Source organism: Aeromonas sp. S12(2024), from assembly GCF_041402305.1.
Lineage (GTDB): Bacteria > Pseudomonadota > Gammaproteobacteria > Enterobacterales > Aeromonadaceae > Aeromonas > Aeromonas veronii.
The window spans coordinates 86,224-110,853 of record NZ_JBGLRB010000016.1 but is presented as its reverse complement, the minus strand read 5'-3'; the positions used below and the strand labels follow the sequence as shown (position 1 = coordinate 110,853).

21 protein-coding genes, 1 pseudogene and 1 riboswitch are annotated in these 24,630 nt (G+C 59.9%); of the genes and pseudogenes, 5 read left to right on the top strand and 17 right to left on the bottom strand.

The genetic code is table 11. The annotated features are described in order from the left end of the window. Positions 1-62 precede the first annotated feature (62 nt). Positions 63-752 (bottom strand): LrgB family protein, encoded by a 690-nt coding sequence (locus ACB035_RS15635; RefSeq protein WP_042081343.1) that lies wholly within the window; start codon positions 750-752, stop codon positions 63-65. Then, complete coding sequence (locus ACB035_RS15630; protein WP_040069042.1) at positions 745-1,146, bottom strand: CidA/LrgA family protein; 402 nt, start codon at positions 1,144-1,146, stop codon at positions 745-747. The genes ACB035_RS15635 and ACB035_RS15630 overlap by 8 nt, the downstream gene beginning before the upstream one ends. A gap of 134 nt (positions 1,147-1,280) precedes the next feature. Here ACB035_RS15630 and ACB035_RS15625 point away from each other — a divergent pair, with 134 nt between their 5' ends. After that, on the top strand, positions 1,281-2,165 hold the full coding sequence (locus ACB035_RS15625) for a LysR substrate-binding domain-containing protein (protein ID WP_371167636.1): 885 nt from the start codon (positions 1,281-1,283) through the stop codon (positions 2,163-2,165). Here ACB035_RS15625 and ACB035_RS15620 read toward each other — a convergent pair. Then, complete coding sequence (locus ACB035_RS15620; protein ID WP_371167635.1) at positions 2,159-3,043, bottom strand: hypothetical protein; 885 nt, start codon at positions 3,041-3,043, stop codon at positions 2,159-2,161. The genes ACB035_RS15625 and ACB035_RS15620 overlap by 7 nt on opposite strands. Before the next feature lie 183 nt (positions 3,044-3,226). Next, entirely contained in the window at positions 3,227-3,691 is a 465-nt protein-coding gene (gene ybaK, locus ACB035_RS15615) for a Cys-tRNA(Pro) deacylase (protein WP_005336092.1), read from the bottom strand. Between the two features lie 218 nt (positions 3,692-3,909). Between ybaK and ACB035_RS15610 the strand changes: the two genes are divergently transcribed. Both ACB035_RS15610 and ACB035_RS15605 read left to right on the top strand, forming a co-directional pair. Next, a complete protein-coding gene (locus tag ACB035_RS15610) occupies positions 3,910-4,338 on the top strand; it encodes a GNAT family N-acetyltransferase (protein WP_058056327.1) in 429 nt (142 codons plus the stop codon). Continuing rightward, a pseudogene (locus ACB035_RS15605) lies at positions 4,338-4,870 on the top strand (GNAT family N-acetyltransferase). Before ACB035_RS15610 ends, ACB035_RS15605 begins: the two are co-directional and overlap by 1 nt. 182 nt (positions 4,871-5,052) lie before the next feature. On the opposite strand, the gene ACB035_RS15600 reads toward ACB035_RS15605, so the two are convergent. From ACB035_RS15600 to ACB035_RS15550, 11 genes are all read right to left on the bottom strand, one after another. After that, positions 5,053-5,718, bottom strand: coding sequence for an HNH endonuclease (locus tag ACB035_RS15600; protein WP_259584280.1), 666 nt, complete (start codon positions 5,716-5,718; stop codon positions 5,053-5,055). Positions 5,719-5,721: 3 nt separating this feature from the next. Further along, positions 5,722-6,951, bottom strand: a complete 1,230-nt coding sequence (locus ACB035_RS15595; protein WP_371167634.1) for an AAA family ATPase — start codon at positions 6,949-6,951, stop codon at positions 5,722-5,724. 604 nt (positions 6,952-7,555) lie between these two features. Continuing rightward, the gene (thiH, locus tag ACB035_RS15590) at positions 7,556-8,782 is read right to left on the bottom strand and encodes a 2-iminoacetate synthase ThiH (protein WP_371167641.1); all 1,227 of its coding nucleotides are present in this window, start codon (positions 8,780-8,782) and stop codon (positions 7,556-7,558) included. A gap of 17 nt (positions 8,783-8,799) precedes the next feature. Then, complete coding sequence (locus ACB035_RS15585; protein ID WP_371167633.1) at positions 8,800-9,567, bottom strand: thiazole synthase; 768 nt, start codon at positions 9,565-9,567, stop codon at positions 8,800-8,802. 1 nt (position 9,568) lies between these two features. Beyond that, positions 9,569-9,775 carry a sulfur carrier protein ThiS gene (gene thiS / locus ACB035_RS15580; RefSeq protein ID WP_069555221.1) on the bottom strand — a complete coding sequence of 69 codons (207 nt, stop codon included), beginning with the start codon at positions 9,773-9,775 and terminating at the stop codon, positions 9,569-9,571. Then, positions 9,772-10,548 (bottom strand): ThiF family adenylyltransferase, encoded by a 777-nt coding sequence (locus ACB035_RS15575; RefSeq protein WP_371167632.1) that lies wholly within the window; start codon positions 10,546-10,548, stop codon positions 9,772-9,774. The genes thiS and ACB035_RS15575 overlap by 4 nt, the downstream gene beginning before the upstream one ends. Further along, positions 10,538-12,154: a thiamine phosphate synthase gene (gene thiE, locus ACB035_RS15570; protein ID WP_371167631.1), complete on the bottom strand. Its 1,617-nt coding sequence runs from the start codon at positions 12,152-12,154 to the stop codon at positions 10,538-10,540. Before thiE ends, ACB035_RS15575 begins: the two co-directional genes overlap by 11 nt. Continuing rightward, positions 12,151-14,208, bottom strand: a complete 2,058-nt coding sequence (gene thiC, locus ACB035_RS15565) for a phosphomethylpyrimidine synthase ThiC (RefSeq protein WP_371167630.1) — start codon at positions 14,206-14,208, stop codon at positions 12,151-12,153. The genes thiE and thiC overlap by 4 nt, the downstream gene beginning before the upstream one ends. Positions 14,209-14,488: 280 nt before the next feature. Beyond that, positions 14,489-14,601, bottom strand: a riboswitch (TPP riboswitch). Between the two features lie 260 nt (positions 14,602-14,861). Then, the gene (aerA, locus tag ACB035_RS15560) at positions 14,862-16,325 is read right to left on the bottom strand and encodes an aerolysin AerA (RefSeq protein ID WP_013724157.1); all 1,464 of its coding nucleotides are present in this window, start codon (positions 16,323-16,325) and stop codon (positions 14,862-14,864) included. Between the two features lie 260 nt (positions 16,326-16,585). Continuing rightward, entirely contained in the window at positions 16,586-17,071 is a 486-nt protein-coding gene (locus ACB035_RS15555) for a hypothetical protein (RefSeq protein WP_371167629.1), read from the bottom strand. An 86-nt stretch (positions 17,072-17,157) separates the two neighbouring features. Further along, the gene (locus ACB035_RS15550) at positions 17,158-17,580 is read right to left on the bottom strand and encodes a hypothetical protein (protein ID WP_371167628.1); all 423 of its coding nucleotides are present in this window, start codon (positions 17,578-17,580) and stop codon (positions 17,158-17,160) included. An 88-nt stretch (positions 17,581-17,668) separates the two neighbouring features. Between ACB035_RS15550 and ACB035_RS15545 the strand changes: the two genes are divergently transcribed. After that, positions 17,669-18,337 (top strand): response regulator transcription factor, encoded by a 669-nt coding sequence (locus ACB035_RS15545; protein ID WP_111900303.1) that lies wholly within the window; start codon positions 17,669-17,671, stop codon positions 18,335-18,337. Next, positions 18,334-19,578: a sensor histidine kinase gene (locus tag ACB035_RS15540; protein WP_371167627.1), complete on the top strand. Its 1,245-nt coding sequence runs from the start codon at positions 18,334-18,336 to the stop codon at positions 19,576-19,578. The genes ACB035_RS15545 and ACB035_RS15540 overlap by 4 nt, the downstream gene beginning before the upstream one ends. Positions 19,579-19,662: 84 nt before the next feature. On the opposite strand, the gene rimK is transcribed toward ACB035_RS15540, so the two are convergent. Continuing rightward, positions 19,663-20,559, bottom strand: a complete 897-nt coding sequence (gene rimK, locus ACB035_RS15535; RefSeq protein ID WP_005340088.1) for a 30S ribosomal protein S6--L-glutamate ligase — start codon at positions 20,557-20,559, stop codon at positions 19,663-19,665. A 231-nt stretch (positions 20,560-20,790) separates the two neighbouring features. Continuing rightward, positions 20,791-24,486, bottom strand: a complete 3,696-nt coding sequence (metH, locus tag ACB035_RS15530) for a methionine synthase (RefSeq protein WP_371167640.1) — start codon at positions 24,484-24,486, stop codon at positions 20,791-20,793. Positions 24,487-24,630: the final 144 nt, after the last annotated feature.

Here is a 24,630-nt window from a genome sequence, read left to right as displayed (position 1 = left end):
GGAAATACAGGCTCACTAGAGTGTAGCGCCGGGACGAGCAGCCTTCTAAAGGGAAGCCCGGCCTACCAGAACAGCTGGCCCAGCAGGGGCGCCAGCAGCACGGTCACCATACCGGCGATCATCATCACCATGCTGGAGACCACTCCCTCTTCATTTCCCATCTGATAAGCCCTGGCAGTACCGGCTCCGTGGGCCGAGGCACCAAACCCCGCCCCCTTGCCGAGGCGGCTGCGAATGGCCAGCACGGTGAGCACGCTCTCCCCCACCGCCATGCCGATGACACCGGTGAGCACCACAAACAGCGCAGTGAGATCGCTCTGACCACCGATGGCGCGGGTCGCCTCCACCGCAAACGGCGTGGTGATGGAGCGCATCGCCAGACTGCGTTGCAGCATGTCGGAGAGATCGAGCCAGCGAGCCAGCAGCACGGTACTCCCCACCGCCATAATGACCGAGGCGACCACCCCCACCGACAGCGACAGCCAGTGGCGACGAATGAGCTGGCGGTTCTCGTAGACCGGCACCGCGAAGGCGACGGTCGCCGGGCCCAGCAGCCAGAGCAGCCAGTGGGATTCCGCCATGTAGTCCTGATAGGGGATGTGGAACAGCAGCACCACGGCCACCAGCAAAGTCGGCGCCAGCAGCAGCGGCATCAGCGGCAGAATGCGCTTTTTGCCGTAGAGCCATTTGCTGGCGTAGTAGAAGAGCAGGGTGAGGGCGAAACAGATCAGCCCGAGCAGGGTATCAGACATGGCGGCGACTCCGGCGGGCCAGTTTCAGTTCGAGGCGGTAAACCCGATCCACCACCAGAGCCGTGGTACCGAGCACTAGCGTAGTGCTCACCAGCAACACCACCATGATGCGCCACCCCTCCTGCAACAGCAGATCCTGATAGTTGACCACCGCCACCACGGCGGGCACGAAGAAGAGCAGCATCTCGGCCAGCAACCAGCGCGCACCCGCGCTGAACCACTCGGCTTTGACCACTCCGAGCAGGATGCAGGCCAGCAGCAACAGCATGCCGGTGAGGTTGGCGGGCAGCGGCAGATGGAGGGTACGCACCGCGGTATCGGCCAGCAGCCAGATGGCTGCCAGCAACACAATCTGGAAGGGAGTCTGTAACCAGCGCAAGCAGAGGGCTTTCATGATCATCGTCTTTCTGTGAACCGGCTCACAGTATAGAGTTGAGCAAAACCTGCCAGAAATGAATTAAAATTATCGAATTCATGCCGAATAGGCATACTTCATCCCGTACCCGCCAACACGAGTCGAGAGAGTCCATGGATATTCGCGCCCTGCGCTATTTTGTCGAACTGGTGCGGGAAAAGAGCTTCACCCGCGCCTCTGAAAAGCTGTTCGTCACCCAGCCCACCATCAGCAAGATGATCCGCAATATCGAAGAGGAGCTGGGCCAGCCCCTGCTCAACCGGGAAGGGCGCCGCTTCACCCTGACCGACAGCGGCCAGGTGCTGTTCAACCGTGCCCAGACCATCTTGGCGGAGATGCAGCAGCTGGAGGCCGAACTGGCGGATCTGCAGAGCCTGCAACATGGTCGCCTCACCCTCGGCATTCCCCCCATGGTGGGTCACGTCTATGCGGATCTGATCCGCGCCTACCGCACCCGCTATCCCAAGGTGGAGCTGACCCTGGTGGAGTACGGCGGTCGCCGCATTGAACAGGCGGTGCTGGAGGGGGAGCTGGATCTCGCCATCACCATGCTGCCGACCAAAGAGGGGGGGGCCCTCAGCGCGCTGGAGCTGGATCAATACCCGATCCGGGTAGTGCTGCCGGAGCAACCCCGCTGGCATGGCGAGGCGCCGCTGCGGCTGAAGTCCCTGCAGGAGGAGCCCTTCCTGCTCTATACCCAGGCGTTTACCCTGAGCGAGCGGCTGGAGCAGGCGTGTCAGGAGGCGGGCTTTGTGCCGCAGGTGGCAGCGCGCAGCAGCCAGTGGGATTTTCTCACCGCCATGGTACGCAGCGGCATGGGGGTCGCCTTCTTGCCGGAGCCGGTCTGCCACCGGCTGACCCCGGATGGTCTGGTGCTACGGCCGCTGGAGCCCGAATTGAGCTGGCGGCTCGGGGTGATCTGGCCGAGCGAGCGCTATCTGTCGCGCACCGCCGAGGCCTGGCTGGCCCTCTGCCGCCAGCGGCAAGCACCTCAGTAATCGCCGAAGCGATTGGTCTGCGGATTATAGAAGTAGGGGCGGTAATCGAAGCTGATCCCGTCGAGGAAGGGATTATCCAGTCGCAACAGTCGGCGCTGGGAGAGCTTGGCAAAGGCGATTGCCGGGCCAAAGCTCTTGCGCCACAGCGCCTGTAGCGAGCCATCCTGCCATGCCAGCTGCAACCCCCGCTCGACCCGCTGCAGCGCCTCGCGATTGTTGGGATTGGTGTAGAAAACCCGGGGCAGCGGGTAGTAGATCAACAGCGCGTCATCCACCAGCAGATCCGTCATCTCCTTGTGGGTCAGCTGCTCGCTGCGCAGCTCGCTCACCCCGCGGCAGAAGAGATCGAAGCGGCCCCGCGCCACCATCTTGAACAGCTTCTCGTACCCCTCCACCTCCACCGCCTCCATCCCGGCGTAGCGCAGGATATCCACATCCAGCCACCCCTTGCCCTGACCGAAGGTAAACTGCCGCAGCCCCTTGAGGTCGGTCACTTTGCTCACCGCCCCCTTTTGCTGCGGGCTGACAAAACAGATGCGGTAGCTGACGATCCCCAGATGGATGGGAAAACGGACATAGGCGAGCCCCAGATCCTCGCGGGTGCTACTGTAGCTGTCCATTACAAAGAGGTTGGGATAGCTGTCGAGCTGCATGCTGAGCCGCTCGCGCGCCTTGGTCATGGGCGGCGCAGGCTCCAGCAGATAGTCGCCAAACTGCTCACGGGTCTTGTCGAGGGCGAGCCGCAGCAGCTCCCGATCATAAGTGGTACGCGGATCCCGCTCGCTCTCCGGGCTGATATGGGTAAACCGGGTGGCCGCCTGTCCGGTCAGCGACAACACGCAGAGCAGAGCGGCAGCCAGCAGATGCAGGGGTGACATAAACCGCGCCTTGGCTGAAAGGGTACTTTCAGTGTAGCCCTGAGCGTGGGCACCCCACCTTGGCGCGGCCTGTGCGAGGATAAGCAACACGACAAACAGGGGGATGCGGGCAGATATCCTCACGAGTCACATCGCCTCCGGGCCGCCACAGGCCCGGAGAGCAGGTTCACACCGTGCCCGGTACTACTCTTCGCCGATGGGAGCGGCGATCCACTTCATCAGCGTCAGCATATCCTGCGGCGCCACCCCCACCGACAGCCCGCGCTTGCCGCCGCTCACCAGGATCTCGTCAAACTGCAGCGCCGACTCGTCGAGCACGGTGGGCAGCAGTTTCTTCTGGGCCAGCGGGCTGATGCCACCCACCTTGTAACCGGTCAGCTTCTCCGCTTCCGCCGGTTTCATCATCTCCACCTTCTTGAGGCCAGTCGCCTTGGCCAGCTGCTTCAGACTGCACATACCGGATGAGGGAACGATGGCCACCACCGCCTGCTTGTCGTGATGGGCGACCAGGGTCTTGAACACCTGCGCCTCCGGCAGCCCGAGCTGGGTCGCGGCATGCTTGCCGAAATCGTCGTGGGCTTCGCATTCGTAGGGGTAAAGCTTGTGGGGAATTTTGAGCTTCTTCAGCAGGTTGATGGCAGGAGTCATGATGGATGCCTTGAATCGAATCGCATAAAAACAAGGCCAAACAGTCTGCTCCTCACTCTGGGGTGATGCAAGGGGGGATGGAAGTTGCAAGGGCCATTGACTGGCCGCCATGCCATGCACGCTGGTGGCGAGCGACCAGAACACTTGACCAAACAGAGCCCAAACGGGTATTGCTTTAACCCTTTGACGCCGCCACAACCCATACCGCAGGAGCCCATATGCAACTAACCCCACCCCAACCGCCTCAGGACGATGATGTTGAAGCGCTGCGCATTGGCCTGACGGGCTACAACGTAAGCCAGGCAGGCCCTCAACTGTACGAACTTCGGCGCGAGCGGATCGCCAGCTTTATCAAGGATAAAGAGGGCAAGGTACACGGCGGCATCATCGCCGACATCAAGTGGGGCTGGCTGCACGTCGACTGGCTCTGGATCGACGAAAGCATCCGCCGCGATGGCTGGGGCGGCCGCCTGCTCGGCGCCATGGAGCAGTACGCCCAAAGCAAGGGCATCAGCAACTACCATCTGGAAACCACCAGTTTTCAGGCCCTCCCCTTCTATCAGAAGCAGGGTTACGAGGTCTTTGGCCAGCTGCCCGATATGCCGCCGGGGCATATCAGTTACTTCCTGAAAAAGCAGGACAAGTGATGACATTCCAGCGCCTTGCCAACGTCAATATCGTGATCCGCCCGTTCGAACCTGCTGATGCCGACGAGTTTGTCCGCGCGGCCCACGAATCGATCGAGACGGTCGGTAAATGGATGAGCTGGTGCTCCCATTCATTTACTCGGGAGAGCGCACTGGAGTGGTTTACCAGCTGCGAGCAGGATTGTGCGGCGAGACGCGCCTTTGACATGGGCATCTTCTGCGCCACTACCGGCCAACTGCTGGGTGGCGCAGGCATCAACCAGCTGTCGCCCCATCATCGTTACGGCAATATCGGTTACTGGGTACGCCAATCCCGCCAAGGCTGCGGCATCGCCCGACAAGCGGTCGCCCTGCTCCGTGACTTTGGCTTTCAGCAGTTAGGCCTATTTCCGTAATGGGGATTGGCAACAGTGCCAGCGAAGCTGTTGCTATCGCAGCAGGGGCAACCTTTGAGTGCTGGGCAAGAAACCGCATATTTCTCCATGGCCAGCCTATGGATGCGAATGTTTATGCCCTTATTACAGCCTACTAAATCTTGCAGTAGAGTAAATCTTATCGACCTCGATAACCTGCATGGACGATGGTCATGGAAAACTCACTCTGCACTTGCACCTAGGCACCCCAGACACAGAAGCCAAAATAGCGTACCCCTCAGAATTTCATTATATAAGACCCTATTATTTATGTTGGGACGTATATAGTATTCGCTTCAACTTAAAAACCAACTCTTAAGTGAGCATATGTATTAACCAAGAAGGTGTCACCTAAATAGTAGTAACGCCAAAATATTGAAAATGGATGTTTCACTGTCAACATTGCAGAAATAGTTTGCTCTGCACGAATTTTGTCCACCTCTGGAGATTTTTTATTTCTTAAAACGCGTCTAGCATTCAATAAATCTGTGTAGTGATCCCATAACTGCTCCATCAAGGCCTCACGACTTATACCTCGCAATGCAGTATTTTCAAGGTTAAAACATTCATCAAGTAATCTTGCCGTGTTTATCATTTCTTGAGTCGGATTCTGGCTAGTAGTTCCGACCATCACCCTATCTGACGGTGCTGATGGCATCTTGCAACTAATTAATGAGCCTACATCCAAGGTACCATCTGTACAGTCAAGAAGATTGACATGTCGATTACTTTTGATGCTATTACAACGCGAGCAAGAGTAAAAAAGATTCTCCCAAGAATATTTTAACGCATCATCACCCTCATGAGGAATAAAATGTTCTACTTCTACATCTTGAATCTCATCACGTTCACAAAGATAACATTTTTCAAAGAACATTGGTTTTAACACTACGAGAACTTCCTCTTTAGTGTAATGACCTCTTGCTATACATGCCGGTGCCGGATAAATTCGAGTAACATTAAACATCTGCTACTCCTCACCATCATTAGCATCAAGAAGTGCATTCTTACCAAGGAGAAGAAACGCTTTCGACTTCGAATCCAATCGTGCTTCATGAGGCTCAATTAAATTAACAACCTTTTGCACCTCATCTTTGTTAATAGGCCTTTTATTTATAAGTTTAGCCATCAACTCCAGCTGCTCATTTAATAGGTGAGATGTACTATCAACACCTAGCAAACCTTTCAAAATTGACTCATAAGAATACATAGATAAGTCTTCTAAACACTCCATTTTGCTTAAGTCATAAATGACAGCGTCATTTACTGATTGGACCACAAATGGTGAATGCGTTGTAATAATAAACTGTATTTTGGGGAATGCATTATCGAAAAATGAGAATATCTTTCTTTGAATTGAAACATGTAAATGTGCATCTATCTCATCAATCAAAACAAATCCAACGATTTCATCTGCTGATACATCCCTCAGCTCAACCTTCATTAACAAATCAGCATATATACTCAGTATAGAGCTATACCCTGATGATAATTCATTAAATCTAAATGGTATTTTACCTGGCTGAACAATGTAAAAAACTTGCTCCTCCGGACTATATTGCAGCGCCAATGCTGGGTCTTCAAATAAACTTTGCAGATCTTTCTCTACCTTTTTAAACCATTCATCAATAAATTCCGCCTTGCTTTTGTCTTTTTCTCTAGCAATAATATGACTTCCATAATTGAAATATCCAACCAGATACTTCTCAAATTTATCACTTGAGTCGACCTGAAGCCATTCATGTTTCCCACTACTTTTTATCGATGCTATGCTATCAACCTTACCATCACTTGCCAATTGATTGGCTAGACGATTAGCTTCAAAAAAACGGAATATAAGATTATTTGAATCAACTAACCTAAATATTTCTTCGACATTGGTAAATCCTATTTTACTTTTTGAATTTTGTGCAAGTTCAAATTGCAACTCCTTAAGTTTATGTTGATTATAAGGATAGTTGGCATCTGAAACGTCCATTGAAGAAAGTCTTCTGTTACGCGATTCTATCTCATTTAAGATAGTAGCTTCTGACCTGATATTTCGTTTTAAAAAACTCTGTAAATATTTATCAAGTTGATTTAGAAGTCTTGTCTTACCACAACCATTAGCTCCTGTTATGATAAGATTTTTATTATCTAGCTTTATTTTTATTTTTTTGTCTAAACTACCATCCAGTTCGAAATCAATGTACTCAATCATCCGCATCTCCTAAAAAATCAAAAGTAATTTCAAATAAATGAATTCTACACGAACCACATTAACATTAAAGCTATTAGTTAATTATGGAAGGCGGTACCGTAATTCAGTAGGGTTAATATTGTGTGTAATGCTCTCTGTTTATTGAACTCTATGACCACCTCTGAAACTATCGCGGGCACGGTTTTGGTTCCCCCTCTTATTCGCTGAGGCGAGCCCGCTTGTCCAGGCCGCGAGACAGGATGTCGAGCGAGCGGCGCCGGGCCATGGATGGCTCGTCGCCGCGTGCCGTCGGACAAGCGGGTGAGCCGAAGGAACCCGACGTAAGTCGGGCGAATAAGCGGGGGAGAAGACCTTTGGTGCATTTTTTGAAGAGAGCGGGTCTTTCCAAAGTCACTCGCCCCGGCCCGAAGGGCGGGCGAAAACCCTTCGAGGCCAGCGGCCTCGCGTCCTGCACGGCAAAGCCGTGCCATCGACTATCCCCCGGACGATTACGCCTGACGGCTAATCGACCCTACGATTGCACGGCGCAGCCGTGCCTGCTTGCCACAGGCACGGAATCTGGCTGGACGCCGGGATGCCACCGGCAAAAGGGGCGTGGCCGCCCCTATCGGCCCAAGAAGGGTTCCCAATCTTTAAACACCGGCTGCAACCCCGCCTGCCGCACGGCGGCGGCCACTTCCCCCACCGGGCGGTCGTCGTGTATGGCGAACTGCTCCAGCTCCTCGGCATCCCCTTCGGCATAGCCACCCGGCTGGGTGCGCGACTCGGCCGACATCTGGGTGATGCCAAGGCGCACCGCGCCGTTGCGAAAGGTGGCCGATTCGCGGGTGGAGAGCGACAAGTCCAGCGTGGGCGAGAAGAGGCGCCAGGCGCAGATAAGCTGGGCCAGCTGACGATCCGACATGACCACGGCAGGCTCCAGCCCACCGGTGCAGGGGCGCAGGCGCGGGAAGGAGAGCGAGTAGCGGCTCTGCCAGTGGTGGCGCTCAAGCCAGCTCAGATGCTCGGCGACAAAGTAGCTGTCGGCGCGCCAGTCCGAGGAGAGGCCGATCAGCGCCCCCAGCCCAATCTTGTCGATACCGGCGCGACCGAGCCGATCCGGTGTGGCGAGGCGCCACGCGATGTCCCGCTTGTTGCCACGCAGGTGGTGGCGGGCGTAGGTGGGGGCGTGGTAGGTCTCCTGATAGACCATGACCGAATCGAGGCCGAGGCTTTTCAGCTCGGCATATTCGGCCTGCGAGAGGGGCTGCACCTCCATCCCCACCGTGCTGAAGTGGCGGCGGATGATGGGCATCACCTCGCGAAAATAGGCGAGCCCCACCTTGTGCTCGTGCTCGCCGGTCACCAGCAGCACGCTGTCAAAACCGCGCGCCTTGATGGCCAGACACTCGCGCTCTATCTCCTCTACATTCAGGGTTTTGCGCTTGAGGCGGTTGCTCATGGAGAAGCCGCAGTAGGTGCAGTCGTTGGCGCAGAGGTTCGACAGATAGAGCGGCACATAGAAGCCGATGGTGTTGCCAAAGCGCTGGCGGGTGAGCCGCTCGGCCTCGGCCGCCATCTGCGGCAGATACGCCTCGGCGGCTGGCGAGATCAGCGCCATAAAGTCGCTCAGGGTACGGCGCGGTGCGCTTAGGCCTCGCGCTACATCGGCGGCAGTTTTGGCGCGGATCTGCATGCCGATATCGTCCCACTCCAGTTCGTGCCAGCGGTCGAGAAAGGTTGGCTCCTTAGTCCTCACCCCCAGCCCCTCTCCCTTATTTTGTGAAGAGCCGAGAGGGGGGCTATCACTCGGGCGCACTTGGGGTTGTACAAAAGGCTCGAAGTCACTCATCGCGCCAGCATCATGACTCATAACGCCCCCAGAAAATCGGTGAGCGGGCTGGAGGCTTGGGCCTGCAGGGCGCGGGCGCCGAGACCTGCCTCATAGGCGCTGCGACCGGCAGTGCAGGCCAGTGCAAAGGCGCGGCCCATGGCGACCGGGTCGCCGCTCACCGCGATGGCGGTGTTGACCAGCACGGCATCGGCGCCCAGCTCAAAAGCGGCGGCGGCATGGCTCGGCGCACCGATGCCCGCATCAACTACCACAGGCACATTGGCCTGCTCGACGATGATGGAGAGAAACTCCCGGGTCACCAGCCCCTGATTGGAACCGATGGGGGCGCCCAGCGGCATCACGGCGGCGCAGCCCACCTCTTCCAGCCGCTTGCAGAGCACGGGGTCGGCACCGCAGTAGGGCAGCACCACGAAGCCCTCTTTCACCAGCTGCTCGGCGGCTTTCAGCGTCTCGATGGGATCGGGCAGCAGATAGCGCGGGTCGGGGTGGATCTCCAGCTTCAGCCAGTTTGTGCCCAGCGCCTCGCGGGCGAGATGGGCGGCAAATAACGCCTCGGCGGCGGTCTTGGCGCCGGAAGTGTTGGGCAGCAGCTTGACCCCGAGTTGCCGCAAGGGGCTCAGGATATCGTCGTGGGCCTTGCCCGGTTCGAGCCGCTTGATAGCCATGGTGACCAGTTGGGATCCGCTCGCCTCGATGGCGGCGGCCATCAGTTCCGGGCGGGCAAACTTGCCGGTGCCGGTAAAGAGGCGCGATGAGAAGGTGTGATCGGCAATGGTCAGCATGTCAGCCTCCGGCAATGGCGGTAAAGAGGTGAAGTTCGTCCCCGTCATTGAGACGGGTCTCGGCCCAGCGGCCACGGGGCAGCACGGCCCCATTTAGGGCTACCGCCACTCCCTGTGGATTAACGTCTTGCGCCGCCAGCAGGTCGGCCACGCTCTGCCCTGCCGTCAGCGGCTGGGCTTTATCGTTGAGTCGGATGGTGAGGGTCATGGGGTGATCTCCTTATCGTGTGCCGGGCATCGGCGCTGCCCGCAAACCGGGCAATCGGGGTCGGGAGCCAGAGTGAGGGTCTGCCACTGATGGGTCAAAGCATCGAAGCGGCGCAATGTGCCAGCGACCGGACTTGGCAAACCGAGCAGCAGTTTCAATGCCTCCAGCGCCTGCAAAGAGCCCATCACCCCGACCAGCGGGCCGGTGACGCCGCTGGTTTCGCAGCTCTGGCTCACCTTGGTATCCAGCGGATAGAGGCAGGCGTAACAGGCGTGCTCACTGCTGGTGCGCGCCATCAGCTGCCCCTGCCACCCCACTGCGGCGGCGGAGATCCACGGCTTGCCCTGAGCCACGCAGGCGGCGTTGATGGCTTGCCGAGTGGCGAGGTTGTCGCAGCAGTCGATCACCAGATCTACCTCGGCCACAAACTCCGGCAGGCTGGCGGCATCGAGCCGCTGGTTGATGGCAATCAGCTCCACCAGTGGGTTGTGGGCAGCCAAGCGCTCGCGGGCCAGCTCCGCCTTGGAGTGGTTGACCGCCTCGCTATCGAACAGGATCTGGCGCGGCAAGTTGCTGGAATCGACCGTATCGCCATCGGCCAGCCACAAGGTGCCCACACCGGCCCCGGCCAGATAGAGGGCGAGCGGCGAGCCAAGCCCGCCGAGACCGACGATCAGTACGGACTTATCTTTCAGCCGCGCCTGACCCGCCTCCCCTACTTCCGCCAGCATCAGCTGGCGGCCGTATCGCAAATACTCAGCATCAGAGAGCATGGGCAGCCTCCTGCAAGTCGGTCATGAGCAGTGCTGAACGCGGCTCATCCCCTGTCCCCACGGCCGCGAACAGCCGTTCGGTCGCCCCCTGCCAGTCGTCGCTGGCAGTAATGGCCGAGACCAGCGCGATACTGCCGACCCCGCTTGCCTTGACCGCCGCCACCCGCTCCTCGCTGATGCCACCGATGGCCACCGTCGGCCACTCCGCCATCAGGGCGCGGTAGCGGTGCAACCGCACCAGCCCCTGCGGGCGTGAAGGCATCGCCTTGGTATTGGTCGGGAAGATATGACCCAGCGCCATATAGGAGGGGGCCAGCTCGCGGGCTCGCATCAGCTCGAAGTAGCCGTGGGTGGAGATGCCAAGGCGCAGCCCGGCCGCCTGAATGGCGGCGAGATCGGCGGTCTCCATATCCTCTTGCCCCAGATGCACGCCCCAGGCGCCCGCCTCGATGGCCTGCTGCCAGTAGTCGTTGATAAAGAGCCGCGCCCCATAGCGGCGACCAAGCGCCACAGCATCACGAATGGCCGGCGCCACCTCTGCGGCGGGCAGATTCTTGATCCGCAGCTGGATGGTTTTGACCCCCTGCCCCAGCAGGCGGCGCAGCCACTTGACCGAATCCACCACCGGATAGAGGCCGAGGTTGTGTTCGGTCGGCGCAAAGGGGCCCTGCGGCAGGCGGGCGCTGCTTGTCTGATAAAGTCCGAAGCGGCGATCGAGGGTTGATCCCGCCAACACGGCGCGGGGGAAGTGGGCAAGATCGGCTGGCCAGCCGAGATGGGCGATGGGCCCCGGGCCAGCCCCCACTCCCTGCGCTGCCGCCAACCCCTGTTGCAGGTAGGCACGCGCCAGGGTGAAGGCGTCCTCCACCGGATAATCCTGCGCCACCACGGCGGCGATGGCGCTGGCGTAGCAACAACCTGTACCGTGGCCGTGGCGGGTATTCAGGCGCGGCGCCGCCAGCCAGAATTCGCGGGTCTCGTCCTGGTAGTAGTCGAGGCAGAGCTCACCGCTCCAACCCAGATGGCCGCCCTTGACCAGCACGGCGCGGGCGCCGAGTTCGCGCAGCCGCTGGGCGGCGAAGCGCACCAGCACCGGGCTGGTCGCGGGAATGCCGGTCAGGGCTTCCAGTTCGGGGCCGTTGGGGGTGATGAGCGACAGACGTGGCAACAGCTGCTCGCGCACCGCCTCCAGCATATTGGGCTCCGCCATCGGGGTGCCGGTGCTGGCGATGGCCACCGGATCGTAGACCACGAAGGGACTCCCAATAGTTGCCAGTCGGCGGGCCAGCACTTCGACATGAAGCCGGGTCGGCAGCAGGCCGATCTTGATGGCGGCAGGCGGCAGATCGACGCCGAGGGCGTCGATCTGGGCGGTGAAGGTCTGCATCAGCACGGGGTCGACCATCTTCACCGCCACCGAGTTCTGGGCGGTGATGGCGGAGATAACCGAACAGCCGTGCACGCCAAGGTCGTGCAATGTGTGCAAGTCGGCCTGAATGCCGGCGCCACCGCCGGAGTCGGAACCGGCGATGGTCCAGACAACTGGGCGAGAGTCGGTCACGGGCGACAGGTCGGCGGGGCTGACAGCCCCGCTTGCGCTGCTCACGCCTCCTCCCCTGCGGCCTGTTTCAGCACCGCCGCCTGATGGTAGATCTCGCCGCCGGTCTCCTTGAAAGTCTCGGCCATCCGCTCCATGCCGCGCACTACCTCGGCCTGCTTGAAGGTCTCGGGCTCCTTACGGGCCATGCCGCTCTCGACCTGAGCCACTACCTGCTCCTGCTGGCCATCCATACCGACCAGCTTGATCTCTACCACTTCCAGCTTGGCGGCATTCAGTTCGGCGGCATAAGCACGCACATCCTGAGTGATCTTCATGGAGCAGAACTTGGGCCCGCACATGGAGCAGAAGTGGGCCACCTTGCCGGACTCCTGCGGCAGGGTCTCGTCGTGATAGGCGCGGGCGGTGTCGGGATCCAGCGCCAGATTGAACTGATCCTCCCAGCGGAACTCGAAGCGCGCCTTGGACATGGCGTTGTCGCGGATCTGGGCGCCCGGGTGACCCTTGGCCAGATCGGCGGCGTGAGCGGCGATCTTGTAGGTAATCAGCCCCTGCTTCACATCCTCCTTGTTGGGCAGCCCCAGATGCTCCTTGGGGGTGACGTAGCAGAGCATGGCGCAGCCGTACCAGCCGATGAGCGCCGCACCGATGCCAGAGGTGAAGTGATCGTAACCCGGCGCGATGTCGGTGGTGAGCGGGCCAAGAGTATAGAACGGTGCCTCGTGGCAGTGCTCCAGCTGCTCGGTCATGTTGCGCTCGATCATGTGCATCGGCACATGGCCCGGCCCTTCGATCATCACCTGCACGTCGTACTCCCAGGCAATTTGGGTCAGCTCACCCAGGGTGCGCAGCTCGGCGAACTGGGCCTCGTCGTTGGCGTCATAGACAGAGCCCGGGCGCAGACCGTCGCCCAGCGACAAGGCCACGTCATAGGCGGCGCAGATCTCGCAGATCTCGCGAAAGTGCTGATAGAGGAAGTTCTCCTTGTGGTGGGAGAGGCACCACTTGGCCATGATGCTGCCGCCGCGCGAGACGATGCCGGTGAGGCGCTTGGCGGTCATTGGCACGAAGCGCAGCAGGACGCCAGCGTGGATGGTGAAGTAGTCCACCCCCTGCTCGGCCTGCTCCAGCAGAGTGTCACGGAACAGCTCCCAGGTGAGGTCTTCGGCGATGCCGTTGGTCTTTTCCAGCGCCTGATAGATGGGCACGGTACCGATGGGCACCGGGCTGTTGCGCAGGATCCACTCGCGAGTCTCGTGGATATAGCGGCCGGTGGAGAGATCCATCACGGTGTCGGCGCCCCAGCGGGTCGACCACACCAGCTTCTCCACCTCCTCTTCGATGCTGGAGGTGACCGCCGAGTTGCCGATGTTGGCGTTGATCTTCACCAGAAAATTGCGGCCGATGATCATCGGCTCCGCTTCCGGGTGGTTGATGTTGCTGGGGATGATGGCGCGACCGGCGGCCACCTCATCGCGCACGAATTCGGGGGTGATGTTCTGGGGCAGGCGGGCACCGAAATCGCGGCCCGGATGCTGGGTGCGCAGGAGCTCGGAGCGCACCCGCTCACGGCCCATGTTTTCGCGAATGGCGATAAATTCCATCTCGGGAGTGACGATGCCGGCACGAGCATAGTGCAGCTGGGTAACCCGACGACCCGGCTTGGCGCGGCGCGGTTTCGGCAGATGCTCGAAGCGCAGGTGATCCAGCCCCTCGTCGGCCAGCCGCTCCTGAGTGAAGGTGGAGCTGAGCCCCGGCAGTTCGTCGGTATCATCACGCTCCAGCACCCAGTTCTCCCGCAGGCGCGGCAAGCCGCGGCGCACGTCGATGGCGACCCCCTCCTCCCCGTAACGGCCCGAGGTGTCGTAGACCGGCACCGGCTCGTTGGGTTCAAACTTGGGATCGTCTTTGGTGCCGCCGACGAAGGTGTCGGCCAGCTGGATCTCCCGCAGCGGGACACGGATATCTGCGCGGGAGCCTTCGATAAAGATGCGGCGGGAGTTGGGGTGAGCCATCCCCTTGAGGCTGTCGATAAAGGCCTGGGCGCTGGAGCGCTGCTCGCGGCGGCTGGATTTGGCGATATCAGATACGGAAGTAGACATAGCAAAACTCACATTAACTGGTTGAAGTTATGGGTGTTTGCTTGTCTGGAGTTCGAGGAGAAGATGAACTTGCGGCGGGGTGTTTATCTCGGGAGGGAGTGCGCGCGGGATGGATCTCCGCTCTGTTGTTCTGCCACTTCCCGCTCTCTGCATGCTTTGGGCAAGGCGCCCCACGTGCTGGACAACCGGACGGGACAGACTCCCTCCTGTGCGCCCTGACCCATCAAGGGTGATCCCTTCGATGAGCGGAAGAGGCTTGTTCCTCCTCCGGCGCGGTAACCCGCAAGTTACCCTTGTTCCCTTCGCAGGTTTTAACCTGATCAGGTTCCACGGATCCCGAATTAACGGTCTCAGCTTCGCGTCGTTCGACGGTCAGCACTCCGACAAGATGGCGCCAGTATAAGGGGGAAAATTTAAAGCACAAGCCGTTAACAATCTGGCCAACACGCCTCTTTCAACAAATGAGTGAACAATGCCTCGCTCACGGGGCCACCCCAAACAGAGGTCAAACCTGCGTTGGCATCACCTTGGCAAGCCATAGTTTCCCACTGTGATCATTCAGGGACAGGAGGACAAAAAGAGGGGCGCAGGGCAAGTGCATCGTCTTGCGCAGAACAGAAACAGGCCCCTATGAAAGGGGCCTGCGAGGGAGGTTATTGAACCGGAACTATGGTCAGGGATACGTTGCCAAAGCCTTCGTTGGCAAGAGCCTCGCTGTCCAGATCCACACCGGTAAGCGCCACCTCATCGGCAGAGGCACTGCGCAACTGGGCAGCCTTCGCGGAACGGGTCTGGGGCTGACCGATTTCGATATCGCCGGCAAACTGGCTCTCGGCATAGAAGTCACCGGTCACTGCCGAACGGATCGGGCGCAGCACACGACCCAGGTTATTCTGCATGGTCGACAAACCATACTCGCTGATGGTCCAGTTCCAGTCCCACCACTTCACTTCACCCGGGATATAACGCTTGTCCCACTGGTAGCGGATGCTGCTCGCCTTGTCGCGGAACGGGCCGACGGCAAAGGTATGCTCCCAGGTCGGGCGATTCTCAGGATGGGTATACCAGGCATTGCCGCCCCAACGCAGGAAGCCCTTCATGGTCAGGTCATAATTGACCTCGGCCTTGAACTCGTAGGGGTAGGAGATGTTGGACTTGTAGAGGGCAACCCGCACCGGCAGGCTGGAGTGAGGCGGCACCGTGGGGCGCGCTTCAACCGAGACGGTCTCGGTCGTCGAGCCCCCTTTCTGGGAGGCCCAGCTCTGGCTCGCAGCGATCTCGATAGCCAGTTCGGTTTCCCCCACCAGCGGCCACTGAAACTTGTTCTTGGTGGTCACCTTCTCGCTCAGGCTGTAGGTGTCGGTCTTCGACCAGTTAGTGGCCTTGTCGTACTTCAGGGTCACCACCACCTGCTGGGGCAGGTCGGTGTAGTTGGTCGCATTGGCCGTGATGGTCTTGACCAGCTGCTTGCCGCTCTCGGTGACCTGACCATGGCTGAAGGAGTCGGGTTCCAGGGTATATGAGAAGTTGCTTACCTTGATGGAGCTCTTCTCCCCGCAACGATATCCGGAGCAGCCGCCGTCATTATTTCCCTTTATCAGCCAGCCATCGCCAACCCGGGTAACATCCATATCCTCCCCGACATAGGGGCTATGATTTCCACCCACCCAGGCGTATCCCAAATAATGAGCGAGATAGCTGACTGGTTTGATAAAATAATCATTGTCGTGGACAAGCCGCCATTGCACATCGACCTCATCACCCGCCGGAATATTCCAGTCAGAGAGTGTTGGTATTTCTCCGGAAACCGGTGAATTGGGATAGCACCAGGTTTCTCCGGCAGTGCCCTGTTTGATTTCGCCATTATATCCCGACCCCATAATCACCCAGCGGTCAGCCAGCCCGGTAATCTGCCACTGCCCCATGCGGCTGACCAGATTACCCTTGATACTCATGGCTTCATCGCGGGTCAGAGGACGATAACCACTGGCACAGACGCCCGTGCCAAGACCCGCCCACTTGACCTGATCAGGGTAGACAGGTTCAGCCGCCTGCACCTGAGCGAGCATCAATGAAGACGCCAAAAACGCCAGATTGGCGGTAATTATTCTATTCATCATTTATCCCTCTTTCAGACATACGATAATTGTTATTGTGTAGAAATATCCTTTTTCATTTGACAGGTATGGACTCCGACAAAACCTGACACAAATAAAATAAACCACCAAAAAACATCCATGACAAACAAAATAATGGTGGTATAAGAAAATAATTAGAGCGATGACTTTATTGAGGAATAAATCATAAATATTGTGACAGCCATTATTTAATGGCTGCCACAATATGGTGAAGCTATATTAAATAAGAAGATGCTGAATTACTCTTCCGGATTGATCACTTCAATTCCCTGCAATATTCCATCCGCCGAACGGATCAATACCAGCTCGCTCCCGGCATGCAGATCGGCGGCCGAACCGTTGACCCAGCGCACCAGCGGATTGAGTGGCACAGTGCCCAGGGTTGCCAGCGTGAGCTGCCGTTCATCGAAGGATTGCAGGCGATCTTGCGCCCGCTGCCAGGGCAGATTGGCCAGCGGGGCTCTGGCGGCCAGCAGCTCAATGCGGGTGGCAACGCCATCGGCCACCAGCAGGGCGAGCTGGTCGCCGGGCTTGAGTGGCTGCGGCCAAATCTCCCCCTGCCGCCAAACGGCGGCACTGCCCTGTTCCACCTCGGCCCCCTGAAATTGCAGGCGGATGCCGTCGCTGTGCTCCAGCTCCACCAGCCACAATTCGTCGGCTCCCGCCTGCGCCGCCCAGAGCGGTACACCCAGCATCCATGCACACCACTTTCTCGATTGTTCCATCTTCGTTCGTCCCTGAACAAAAAGCCCATGCTGGACAAGCATGGGCTTCATTCGGGAGCATTTCTAATCGGAATGCAGAGATCGGATCAGTCATCCTCGCGGCAACGGCTCAGACGCATGCCGTCAAACTTGCACTCCAGCTCCAGCCAGCGCCCTTCGAACGGCGCCAGACTGTTGTCCGAGGTGGTGTAGCCCCAGATCCGCCCCCTTTCCACCGGCCCCTCCAGATCCATCTCGTCCTTGTCATCTTCGTCGAGGGCCTCGACCTTGCGTACATAGCGCACGCCGTTCTCCACCACCCCCTTCATCTCGACCCAGGTGCCGCCGAGATCATCTTCGTTGAGCCAATCCTTGAAGCGGGTCTGGTCGTCGATCACGAACGGCATGCCGTTGACCATCAACTGGCCAAGCTGCCAGGTGGTGCGGCCGGTCAGTTTGAATTCGGTCGCCTGTGCGGTGCCAAGTGGCAACAAGATAAGCAGCAGGAGGGCGCAGAGAGACTTCTTCATCAGGGATCCTCGGGGTTACACTGGCAAACAGGATGCCGAATCCGGTGTGAAAAGAGCGTGAAACGCTCGCCAACCAGGAGAGCAAAGCATGAAGATTTTGGTAGTGGAAGACAATCCTCAGGTGGCGGAAACCATCATGGATTATCTGGAGCTGGCCGGTCACCGCCTCGATTGTGCCTATCACGGTCAGGCGGCGCTGCAACTGCTGGAGGATCAGCGTTTCGACGTCATCATCATGGATGTGATGATGCCGCGCCTCGATGGCCTCAGCACGGTGGCGCGCCTGCGCGAGCAGGGGATTGCCACTCCCGTGCTGTTTCTCACCGCCCGTGACAGCCTGGAGGACAAGCTGGCAGGCTTCAAGGCGGGAGGGGATGACTATCTGGTCAAGCCGTTCGCCATGGAGGAGCTGGAAGTACGGCTGCAAGCTCTGAGCCTGCGTGGCCCGCGCGGCGATGTGGGGGCCATCAGCTTTGGCGATCTGACGGTCGATGTCGCCAGCGGCCGCGCCACCCGCGCCGGTGAGCCCCTCAAGCTCGGCAAGATCCCGTTCCAAATCCTCGCCCTGCTGGCCCGCCGCGCCCCCGCCATCGTCAGCCGTCAGGAGGTGCTCGACACCGTCTGGGGGGATGAGGAGCCCGACTCCGATGCCCTGCGCAGCCACATCTACGCCCTGCGCAACGCGCTCGACAAACCCTTCCCCACTCCCATGCTGGAGACCCTCCACGGCCAGGGCTACCGACTGGTGAGCGCATGAGCCTGCCGAGCCTGCGTCGCCGCCTGATCATGGCGCTCGGTGGCGCCGGGGTGGTGCTGCTGATCCTGCTCTCCGGCCTGATGCTGGTGGCCGAAGACAAGATGGAGGAGCTGAGCCTGCGCCACTGGCTGGAAGCGGAAGTGACCCGCTACGGCGATGACTGGCTGCGACTCGGCCCGGCCGCCGCTGCCCCGAGCCCCAGACAGTTCTCCAGCTACTGGACCGAGGCAGGCCGCTTGCCCAAGTGGTTGAAGCCCTACCAGACTCCCGGCTTTTTCGAGCACCAACTGGGCAAGGAGGACAAACACTTTCTGGTGGCCCGTCACCCCTCCGGCGAGGGACTACTCTATCTGGTCTTCAACGACGACGCTGACGACTACCTCGACCCCTACGAAGACAAGCTGCATCTGGCGACCCGACTGATCGGGGTGACCCTGCTGCTGGGCTGCCTCGGCTTCGGCATCTGGCTGGTGCGCCATATCACGGGGCCGCTGCAACGGCTGCAACAGAGGGTCGCCCACCTCACCCCGGATCAGGCGGATTTCGAGCCCGACGCCCCCTGGCAGGAGCTGCGGGATATCGAGCTGGCGCTGCTGGCCGGCAAGCAGGAGGTGAGCGCAGTGTTCGCCCGCGAGCAGGAGTTCAGCCGCTTCGCCAGCCACGAGCTGCGCACCCCCAACATGGTGATCCAGGGCTCGGCGGCCCTGCTCGGCAAGGTGACGGACTTGCCCGCACCGGCCGCCCGCGCCACCACCCGCATACGCGCCGCCGCCGACGAGATGGCACTGCTCACCGAGACCTTCCTGCTGCTGGGCCGCAAGGAGGCGGTGGAGCGACCGCTGCAGCAGGTCACCCCGCTGATCCGTCAGGAGCTGGCCCGCCTCGCTCCGCTGTTGCAGCGAGAGGCCCTCGATATCCGGCTTAATCTGGACGAGAGCAGCGAAGTAAATGCCCCCCTCTCCCTGCTCGCCATCGCCCTCGGCAACCTGCTGAAAAATGCCCTGAGCTATGCCGAGGGACATATCGACATCGAGCTGTGTGGCCCGGTGCTCACCATCAGCAACCCGACGGCGGCGGCGCCGGATCAGATCCTCGGCTACGGCTGTGGCCTCACCATCATCCAGCGCATCTGCGAGAAACTCGGTTGGAAGATCGATACCCGGCTGAAGAACGGAATTTTCAGCGCCCGGCTGGCGATGATCACTGCCGAACAGTTCCCTCTCCCTTTGGGAGAGGGCTAGGGTGAGGGATCTTCGGCACCAGCCAGATAGCAACAAGGCGCCCGAGGGCGCCCTGTTTCTATCTGACAGATGCAAGCCTGAGGCTCACTCCGCCGGTTTGTTCTTGCGGCTCGCCTTGAGTTCGAGGAACTCGATGATTTTGCCGGCCACATCCTTGCCGGAGGCGGCTTCCACCCCTTGCAATCCAGGAGAGGAGTTGACCTCCAGCACTAGCGGGCCGCGGGCGCTGCGCAGGATATCCACCCCCGCCACATCCAGCCCCATGATCTTGGCGGCCTGCACGGCGGTGGCGCGCTCTTCCGGGGTGATCTTGATCGCTTCGGCGGTGCCGCCACGGTGCAGGTTGGAGCGAAACTCCCCCGGCTGGGCCTGACGGCGCATGGCGGCAACCACCTTGCCGTTGACCACCAGACAGCGAATGTCGGCGCCATTGGCCTCGCGGATATACTCCTGCACCAGAATGTTGTTGTTGGTCTGGATAAAGGCTTCGATCACGCTCTCGGCGGCCTTCTGAGTCTCGCAGAGCACCACGCCAATCCCCTGGGTTCCCTCCAGCAGTTTCACCACCAGCGGCGCCCCGCCCACCATGGTGATGAGGTCGGGCACGTCGTGGGTGCTGTGGGCATAGCCGGTGATGGGCAGGCCGATACCGTGGCGGGAGAGCAGCTGCATCGCCCGCAGCTTGTCGCGGGAACGGCTGATGGCCACCGAGCTGTTGAGGGCCATGGTGTTCATCATCTCGAACTGGCGCAGCACGGCGGTGCCGTAGGCAGTAATGCTGGCCCCGATCCGCGGGATCACGGCGTCATAGCTTCCCAGCTCCCCACCCTCGTAGTGAATGGAGGGGTTGTGGGAAGCGATATTCATATAGCAGCGCAGGGTGTCGAGCACCTCTACCTGATGACCGCGCGCCTGTGCCACCTCGACCAGACGACGGGTGGAGTAGTTTTTCGGCTCACGGGATAAAATGGCGATCTTCATGACAATTCCGCTAGAAGGCTGTGCCTGGGCAGGATGGGGCGGGAGAGTATAAGGTGCCACAGCGCCAAGACAACGCCAATTGTTTATCCTGACAACAAGACAAACCACACCAAACCGCACGCTACCACATCACTGTGACCAACAGGTTAAACGGCGGCTCTGCGCAGGTTGTTCAACCCGTGCAAGGATGCCGCCGTTTCTCGTTAAAGATCAACCGATGTCACGCGGGAGTCAGTTCAGGTTTGGCCCCAGCCAGCGCTCGGCCTCGGCCAGCGTCATCCCCTTGCGAACAGCGTAATCTTCCACCTGATCTTGCTGGATCTGCGCCACCGCGAAGTATTTGCTCTCGGGATGGGAGAAGTACCAGCCCGACACCGCAGCCCCCGGCCACATGGCGTAGGATTCGGTGAGCTGCATGCCGATAGCCTGCTCCACCTCCAGCAGTTCCCAGATGCTCCCCTTCTCGGTGTGCTCCGGGCAGGCCGGATAACCGGGGGCCGGGCGGATGCCCTGATAGTTCTCGCGAATGAGCTCCTCGTTGCTGAGGGCCTCGTCGGGAGCATAACCCCAATGTACCTTGCGCACCTGCTCGTGCAGATACTCGGCAAAGGCTTCGGCCAGACGGTCGCACACAGCCTGAATAAGAATGGCGTTGTAGTCGTCATGCTGCGCCTTGTAGGCCTTGGCGATGGCCTCCTCACCGATGCCGCCGGTCACCGCGAAGGCGCCGATCCAGTCCGGTTTGCCGCTCTCTTTCGGCGCCACATAGTCCGCCAGACAGTAGTTAGGGAAGCCCTGCTTCTCGCTCTGCTGGCGCAGGTGATGCAGCACCTTGATAACCTCGGTGCGCGACTCGTCACTGTAAACTTCGATGCTGTCCCCTACCGCGTTGGCCGGGAACAGGCCGATCACCCCGGCGCAGCGCACGCTCTGATCCTTTTCCAGCTGGTCCAGCATGGCGTTGGCGTCGGCAAACAGCTTGGTCGCTTCCTCGCCGATGATCTCGTCCTCGAGGATGCGCGGGAATTTGCCCGCCAGCTCCCAGCTGAGGAAGAACGGCGTCCAGTCGATGTAGGGGCGCAGCACCGAAATGGCCACATCTTCGAACTTCTGCACCCCGAGCTCGCGGGGCTTCGGCGGCTGGTAGCCAACCCAGTCCAGCTGGTGCCGGTTGGCGCGGGCGTGGGCCAGACTGACCGGGCGGGAGCGCGGCTGCTTGCGGGCATGCTGATCCCGGGCAATCTCGTACTCCTTGTCGATGCGGGCGACAAATGCCTCCTTGAGATCCGGGCTGAGCAGGCTCTGGGCCACCCCCACCGCGCGGGAGGCGTTGGAGACATAGACCACTGGCTCCGAGTAGTTCTGCTCTATCTTCACCGCAGTGTGGGCCTTGGAGGTGGTGGCACCGCCGATCAGCAGCGGCAGCTTGAAGCCCTGACGCTCCATCTCCTTGGCCACGTGCACCATCTCGTCCAGCGACGGGGTGATGAGACCCGACAACCCGATGATATCGGCGCCGACCTCCCGCGCCGTCTTGAGAATGGTCTCGCAGGAGACCATGACCCCGAGGTCGACAATCTCGAAGTTGTTGCACTGCAGCACCACCCCGACAATGTTCTTGCCAATGTCGTGCACATCCCCCTTCACGGTCGCCAGCACGATTTTGCCGTTGCTGGAGCCGCCCGACTTTTCCGCCTCGATATAGGGCTGCAGATAGGCCACCGCCCGCTTCATCACCCGCGCCGATTTCACCACCTGGGGCAGGAACATCTTGCCCGCGCCGAACAGGTCGCCGACCACGTTCATACCATCCATCAGCGGCCCTTCGATGACGTGCAGCGGCTTCTCGGCACCAGCGCGTGCCTCTTCGGTATCCTCTTCGATAAAGTCGGTGATCCCCTTGACCAGTGCGTGCTCCAGCCGCTTGCCCACCGGCCAGCTGCGCCACTCCTGATCCCGCGGATCCTCCGCCTGGGCACCGGCTCCGCGATACTTCTCGGCGATGGCCAGCAGCTCTTCGGTGGCATTGTCATTGAGGTTGAGCACCACCGCCTCGACCTTCTCTTTCAGCTCTGCCGGAATGTCTTCATAGATGGCAAGCTGACCGGCGTTGACGATCCCCATGTCCATGCCGTTCTTGATGGCGTGGTAGAGGAAGACGGCGTGAATGGCTTCGCGCACCGGCTCGTTGCCGCGAAACGAAAACGAGACGTTGGAGACGCCGCCGGAGATCATGGCGTGGGGCAGGTGCGTTTTGATGTCCTTCACCGCCTCGATGAAGTCCACCGCGTAGTTGTTGTGCTCGTCGATGCCGGTCGCTACCGCGAAGATGTTGGGGTCGAAGATGATGTCTTCCGGCGGGAAACCGACCTGATCCACCAGGATCCGGTAGGCACGCTGGCAAATCTCGAACTTGCGGGCGCGGGTATCGGCCTGCCCCGCCTCGTCGAACGCCATCACGATGACGGCGGCGCCGTAGCGGCGCAGCAGTTTCGCCTGCTGAATGAACTTCTCCTCCCCCTCTTTCATGGAGATGGAGTTGACCACCGGCTTGCCCTGCACGCACTTGAGGCCCGCTTCCAGCACCTCCCACTTGGAGGAGTCGATCATCACAGGCACCCGGGCGATATCCGGCTCACCGGCGATAAGATTGAGGAAGCGCACCATGGCCGCTTCGGCGTCCAGCATCCCCTCGTCCATGTTGATGTCGATGATCTGGGCGCCGTTCTCAACCTGCTGCTTGGCAACGTCGAGCGCCTCATCGTAGAGCCCCTCCTTGATCAGCCGCTTGAACTTGGCCGAACCGGTGACGTTGGTGCGCTCCCCTACGTTCACGAACATGGATTCAGGGGTGATGATAAGGGGCTCAAGGCCCGACAGGCGGCAGGCTACCGGCAGCTCGGGCAGCACACGCGGCTTGATGCCCGCCACGGCGTCCGCCATGGCGCGGATATGGGTCGGGGTGGTACCGCAACAGCCACCGACCAGGTTGAGAAAGCCGCTTTGGGCCCACTCGCGGATATGCTCCGCCATCTCACCCGCATCGAGGTCGTACTCGCCGAACGCATTGGGCAAACCGGCGTTGGGGTGGGCGCTGACGCAGGATTCGCTGATGCGAGACAGCTCCTCCACATATTGGCGCAGCTCATCGGGCCCCAACGCACAGTTGAGGCCGAACGACACCGGCTTTACGTGACGCAGCGAGTGGTAGAAGGCTTCGGTGGTCTGGCCGGAGAGGGTTCGGCCGGAGGCATCGGTAATGGTGCCGGAGATCATCACCGGCAGGCTGTAACCCAGCTCCTCGAACACCCCTTCCACCGCGAAGGCGGCCGCCTTGGCGTTGAGGGTATCGAAGATGGTCTCGATCAGAATGATGTCGGCGCCACCCTCGATCAGGGCATGGGTCGATTCGGTGTAGGCGGCCACCAGCTGGTCATAGGTGACGTTGCGCTTGCCGGGATCGTTCACATCCGGCGAGATGGAGGCGGTGCGGTTGGTGGGGCCCAACACCCCTGCTACAAAACGCGGCTTGGCGGGGTCTTTTGCCGTCCACTCATCGGCCACGGCGCGGGCCAGACGGGCGGCTTCACGGTTGATCTCGGCCGAGAACTCTTCCATCTCGTAATCGGCCATGGCGATGCGAGTGGCGTTGAAGGTGTTGGTCTCGAGAATGTCGGCCCCGGCAGCGCAATACTGCTCGTGGATCTCGCGGATCACCGCCGGACGCGTCAGCACCAGCAGATCGTTGTTGCCCTTGATGTCGGTATGCCAGTCAGCAAACCGCTCACCCCGATAATCCGCCTCCCCCAGCTTGTAGCCCTGGATCATGGTGCCCATAGCCCCGTCGATGATCAGGATCCGCTCCCTGAGGCAGGCTTCCAGCTTCTTTGTTACGTCCGACTGCTTGCTCGGCTCTCTGCTCGACATTACGTTCGACACCGCGTGTTCCTCTTACATCCATGCAACTGCGTAAACAGCATCCTAACAGCAAACAAATAAAATGGAAATCTAGCCGTCTATCAGTCCAAATGCGCCACCATATACTCATTTATGGGTAATGAGTAACATAGG

Coding starts and splice junctions, on each gene's coding strand:
- ACB035_RS15635 (WP_042081343.1), bottom strand. CDS start 752: ATGTCTGATACCCTGCTCGGGCTGATCTGTTTCGCCCTCACCCTGCTC.
- ACB035_RS15630 (WP_040069042.1), bottom strand. CDS start 1,146: ATGAAAGCCCTCTGCTTGCGCTGGTTACAGACTCCCTTCCAGATTGTG.
- ACB035_RS15625 (WP_371167636.1), top strand. CDS start 1,281: ATGGATATTCGCGCCCTGCGCTATTTTGTCGAACTGGTGCGGGAAAAG.
- ACB035_RS15620 (WP_371167635.1), bottom strand. CDS start 3,043: ATGTCACCCCTGCATCTGCTGGCTGCCGCTCTGCTCTGCGTGTTGTCG.
- ybaK (WP_005336092.1), bottom strand. CDS start 3,691: ATGACTCCTGCCATCAACCTGCTGAAGAAGCTCAAAATTCCCCACAAG.
- ACB035_RS15610 (WP_058056327.1), top strand. CDS start 3,910: ATGCAACTAACCCCACCCCAACCGCCTCAGGACGATGATGTTGAAGCG.
- ACB035_RS15600 (WP_259584280.1), bottom strand. CDS start 5,718: ATGTTTAATGTTACTCGAATTTATCCGGCACCGGCATGTATAGCAAGA.
- ACB035_RS15595 (WP_371167634.1), bottom strand. CDS start 6,951: ATGATTGAGTACATTGATTTCGAACTGGATGGTAGTTTAGACAAAAAA.
- thiH (WP_371167641.1), bottom strand. CDS start 8,782: ATGAGTGACTTCGAGCCTTTTGTACAACCCCAAGTGCGCCCGAGTGAT.
- ACB035_RS15585 (WP_371167633.1), bottom strand. CDS start 9,567: ATGCTGACCATTGCCGATCACACCTTCTCATCGCGCCTCTTTACCGGC.
- thiS (WP_069555221.1), bottom strand. CDS start 9,775: ATGACCCTCACCATCCGACTCAACGATAAAGCCCAGCCGCTGACGGCA.
- ACB035_RS15575 (WP_371167632.1), bottom strand. CDS start 10,548: ATGCTCTCTGATGCTGAGTATTTGCGATACGGCCGCCAGCTGATGCTG.
- thiC (WP_371167630.1), bottom strand. CDS start 14,208: ATGTCTACTTCCGTATCTGATATCGCCAAATCCAGCCGCCGCGAGCAG.
- aerA (WP_013724157.1), bottom strand. CDS start 16,325: ATGAATAGAATAATTACCGCCAATCTGGCGTTTTTGGCGTCTTCATTG.
- ACB035_RS15555 (WP_371167629.1), bottom strand. CDS start 17,071: ATGGAACAATCGAGAAAGTGGTGTGCATGGATGCTGGGTGTACCGCTC.
- ACB035_RS15550 (WP_371167628.1), bottom strand. CDS start 17,580: ATGAAGAAGTCTCTCTGCGCCCTCCTGCTGCTTATCTTGTTGCCACTT.
- ACB035_RS15545 (WP_111900303.1), top strand. CDS start 17,669: ATGAAGATTTTGGTAGTGGAAGACAATCCTCAGGTGGCGGAAACCATC.
- ACB035_RS15540 (WP_371167627.1), top strand. CDS start 18,334: ATGAGCCTGCCGAGCCTGCGTCGCCGCCTGATCATGGCGCTCGGTGGC.
- rimK (WP_005340088.1), bottom strand. CDS start 20,559: ATGAAGATCGCCATTTTATCCCGTGAGCCGAAAAACTACTCCACCCGT.
- metH (WP_371167640.1), bottom strand. CDS start 24,486: ATGTCGAGCAGAGAGCCGAGCAAGCAGTCGGACGTAACAAAGAAGCTG.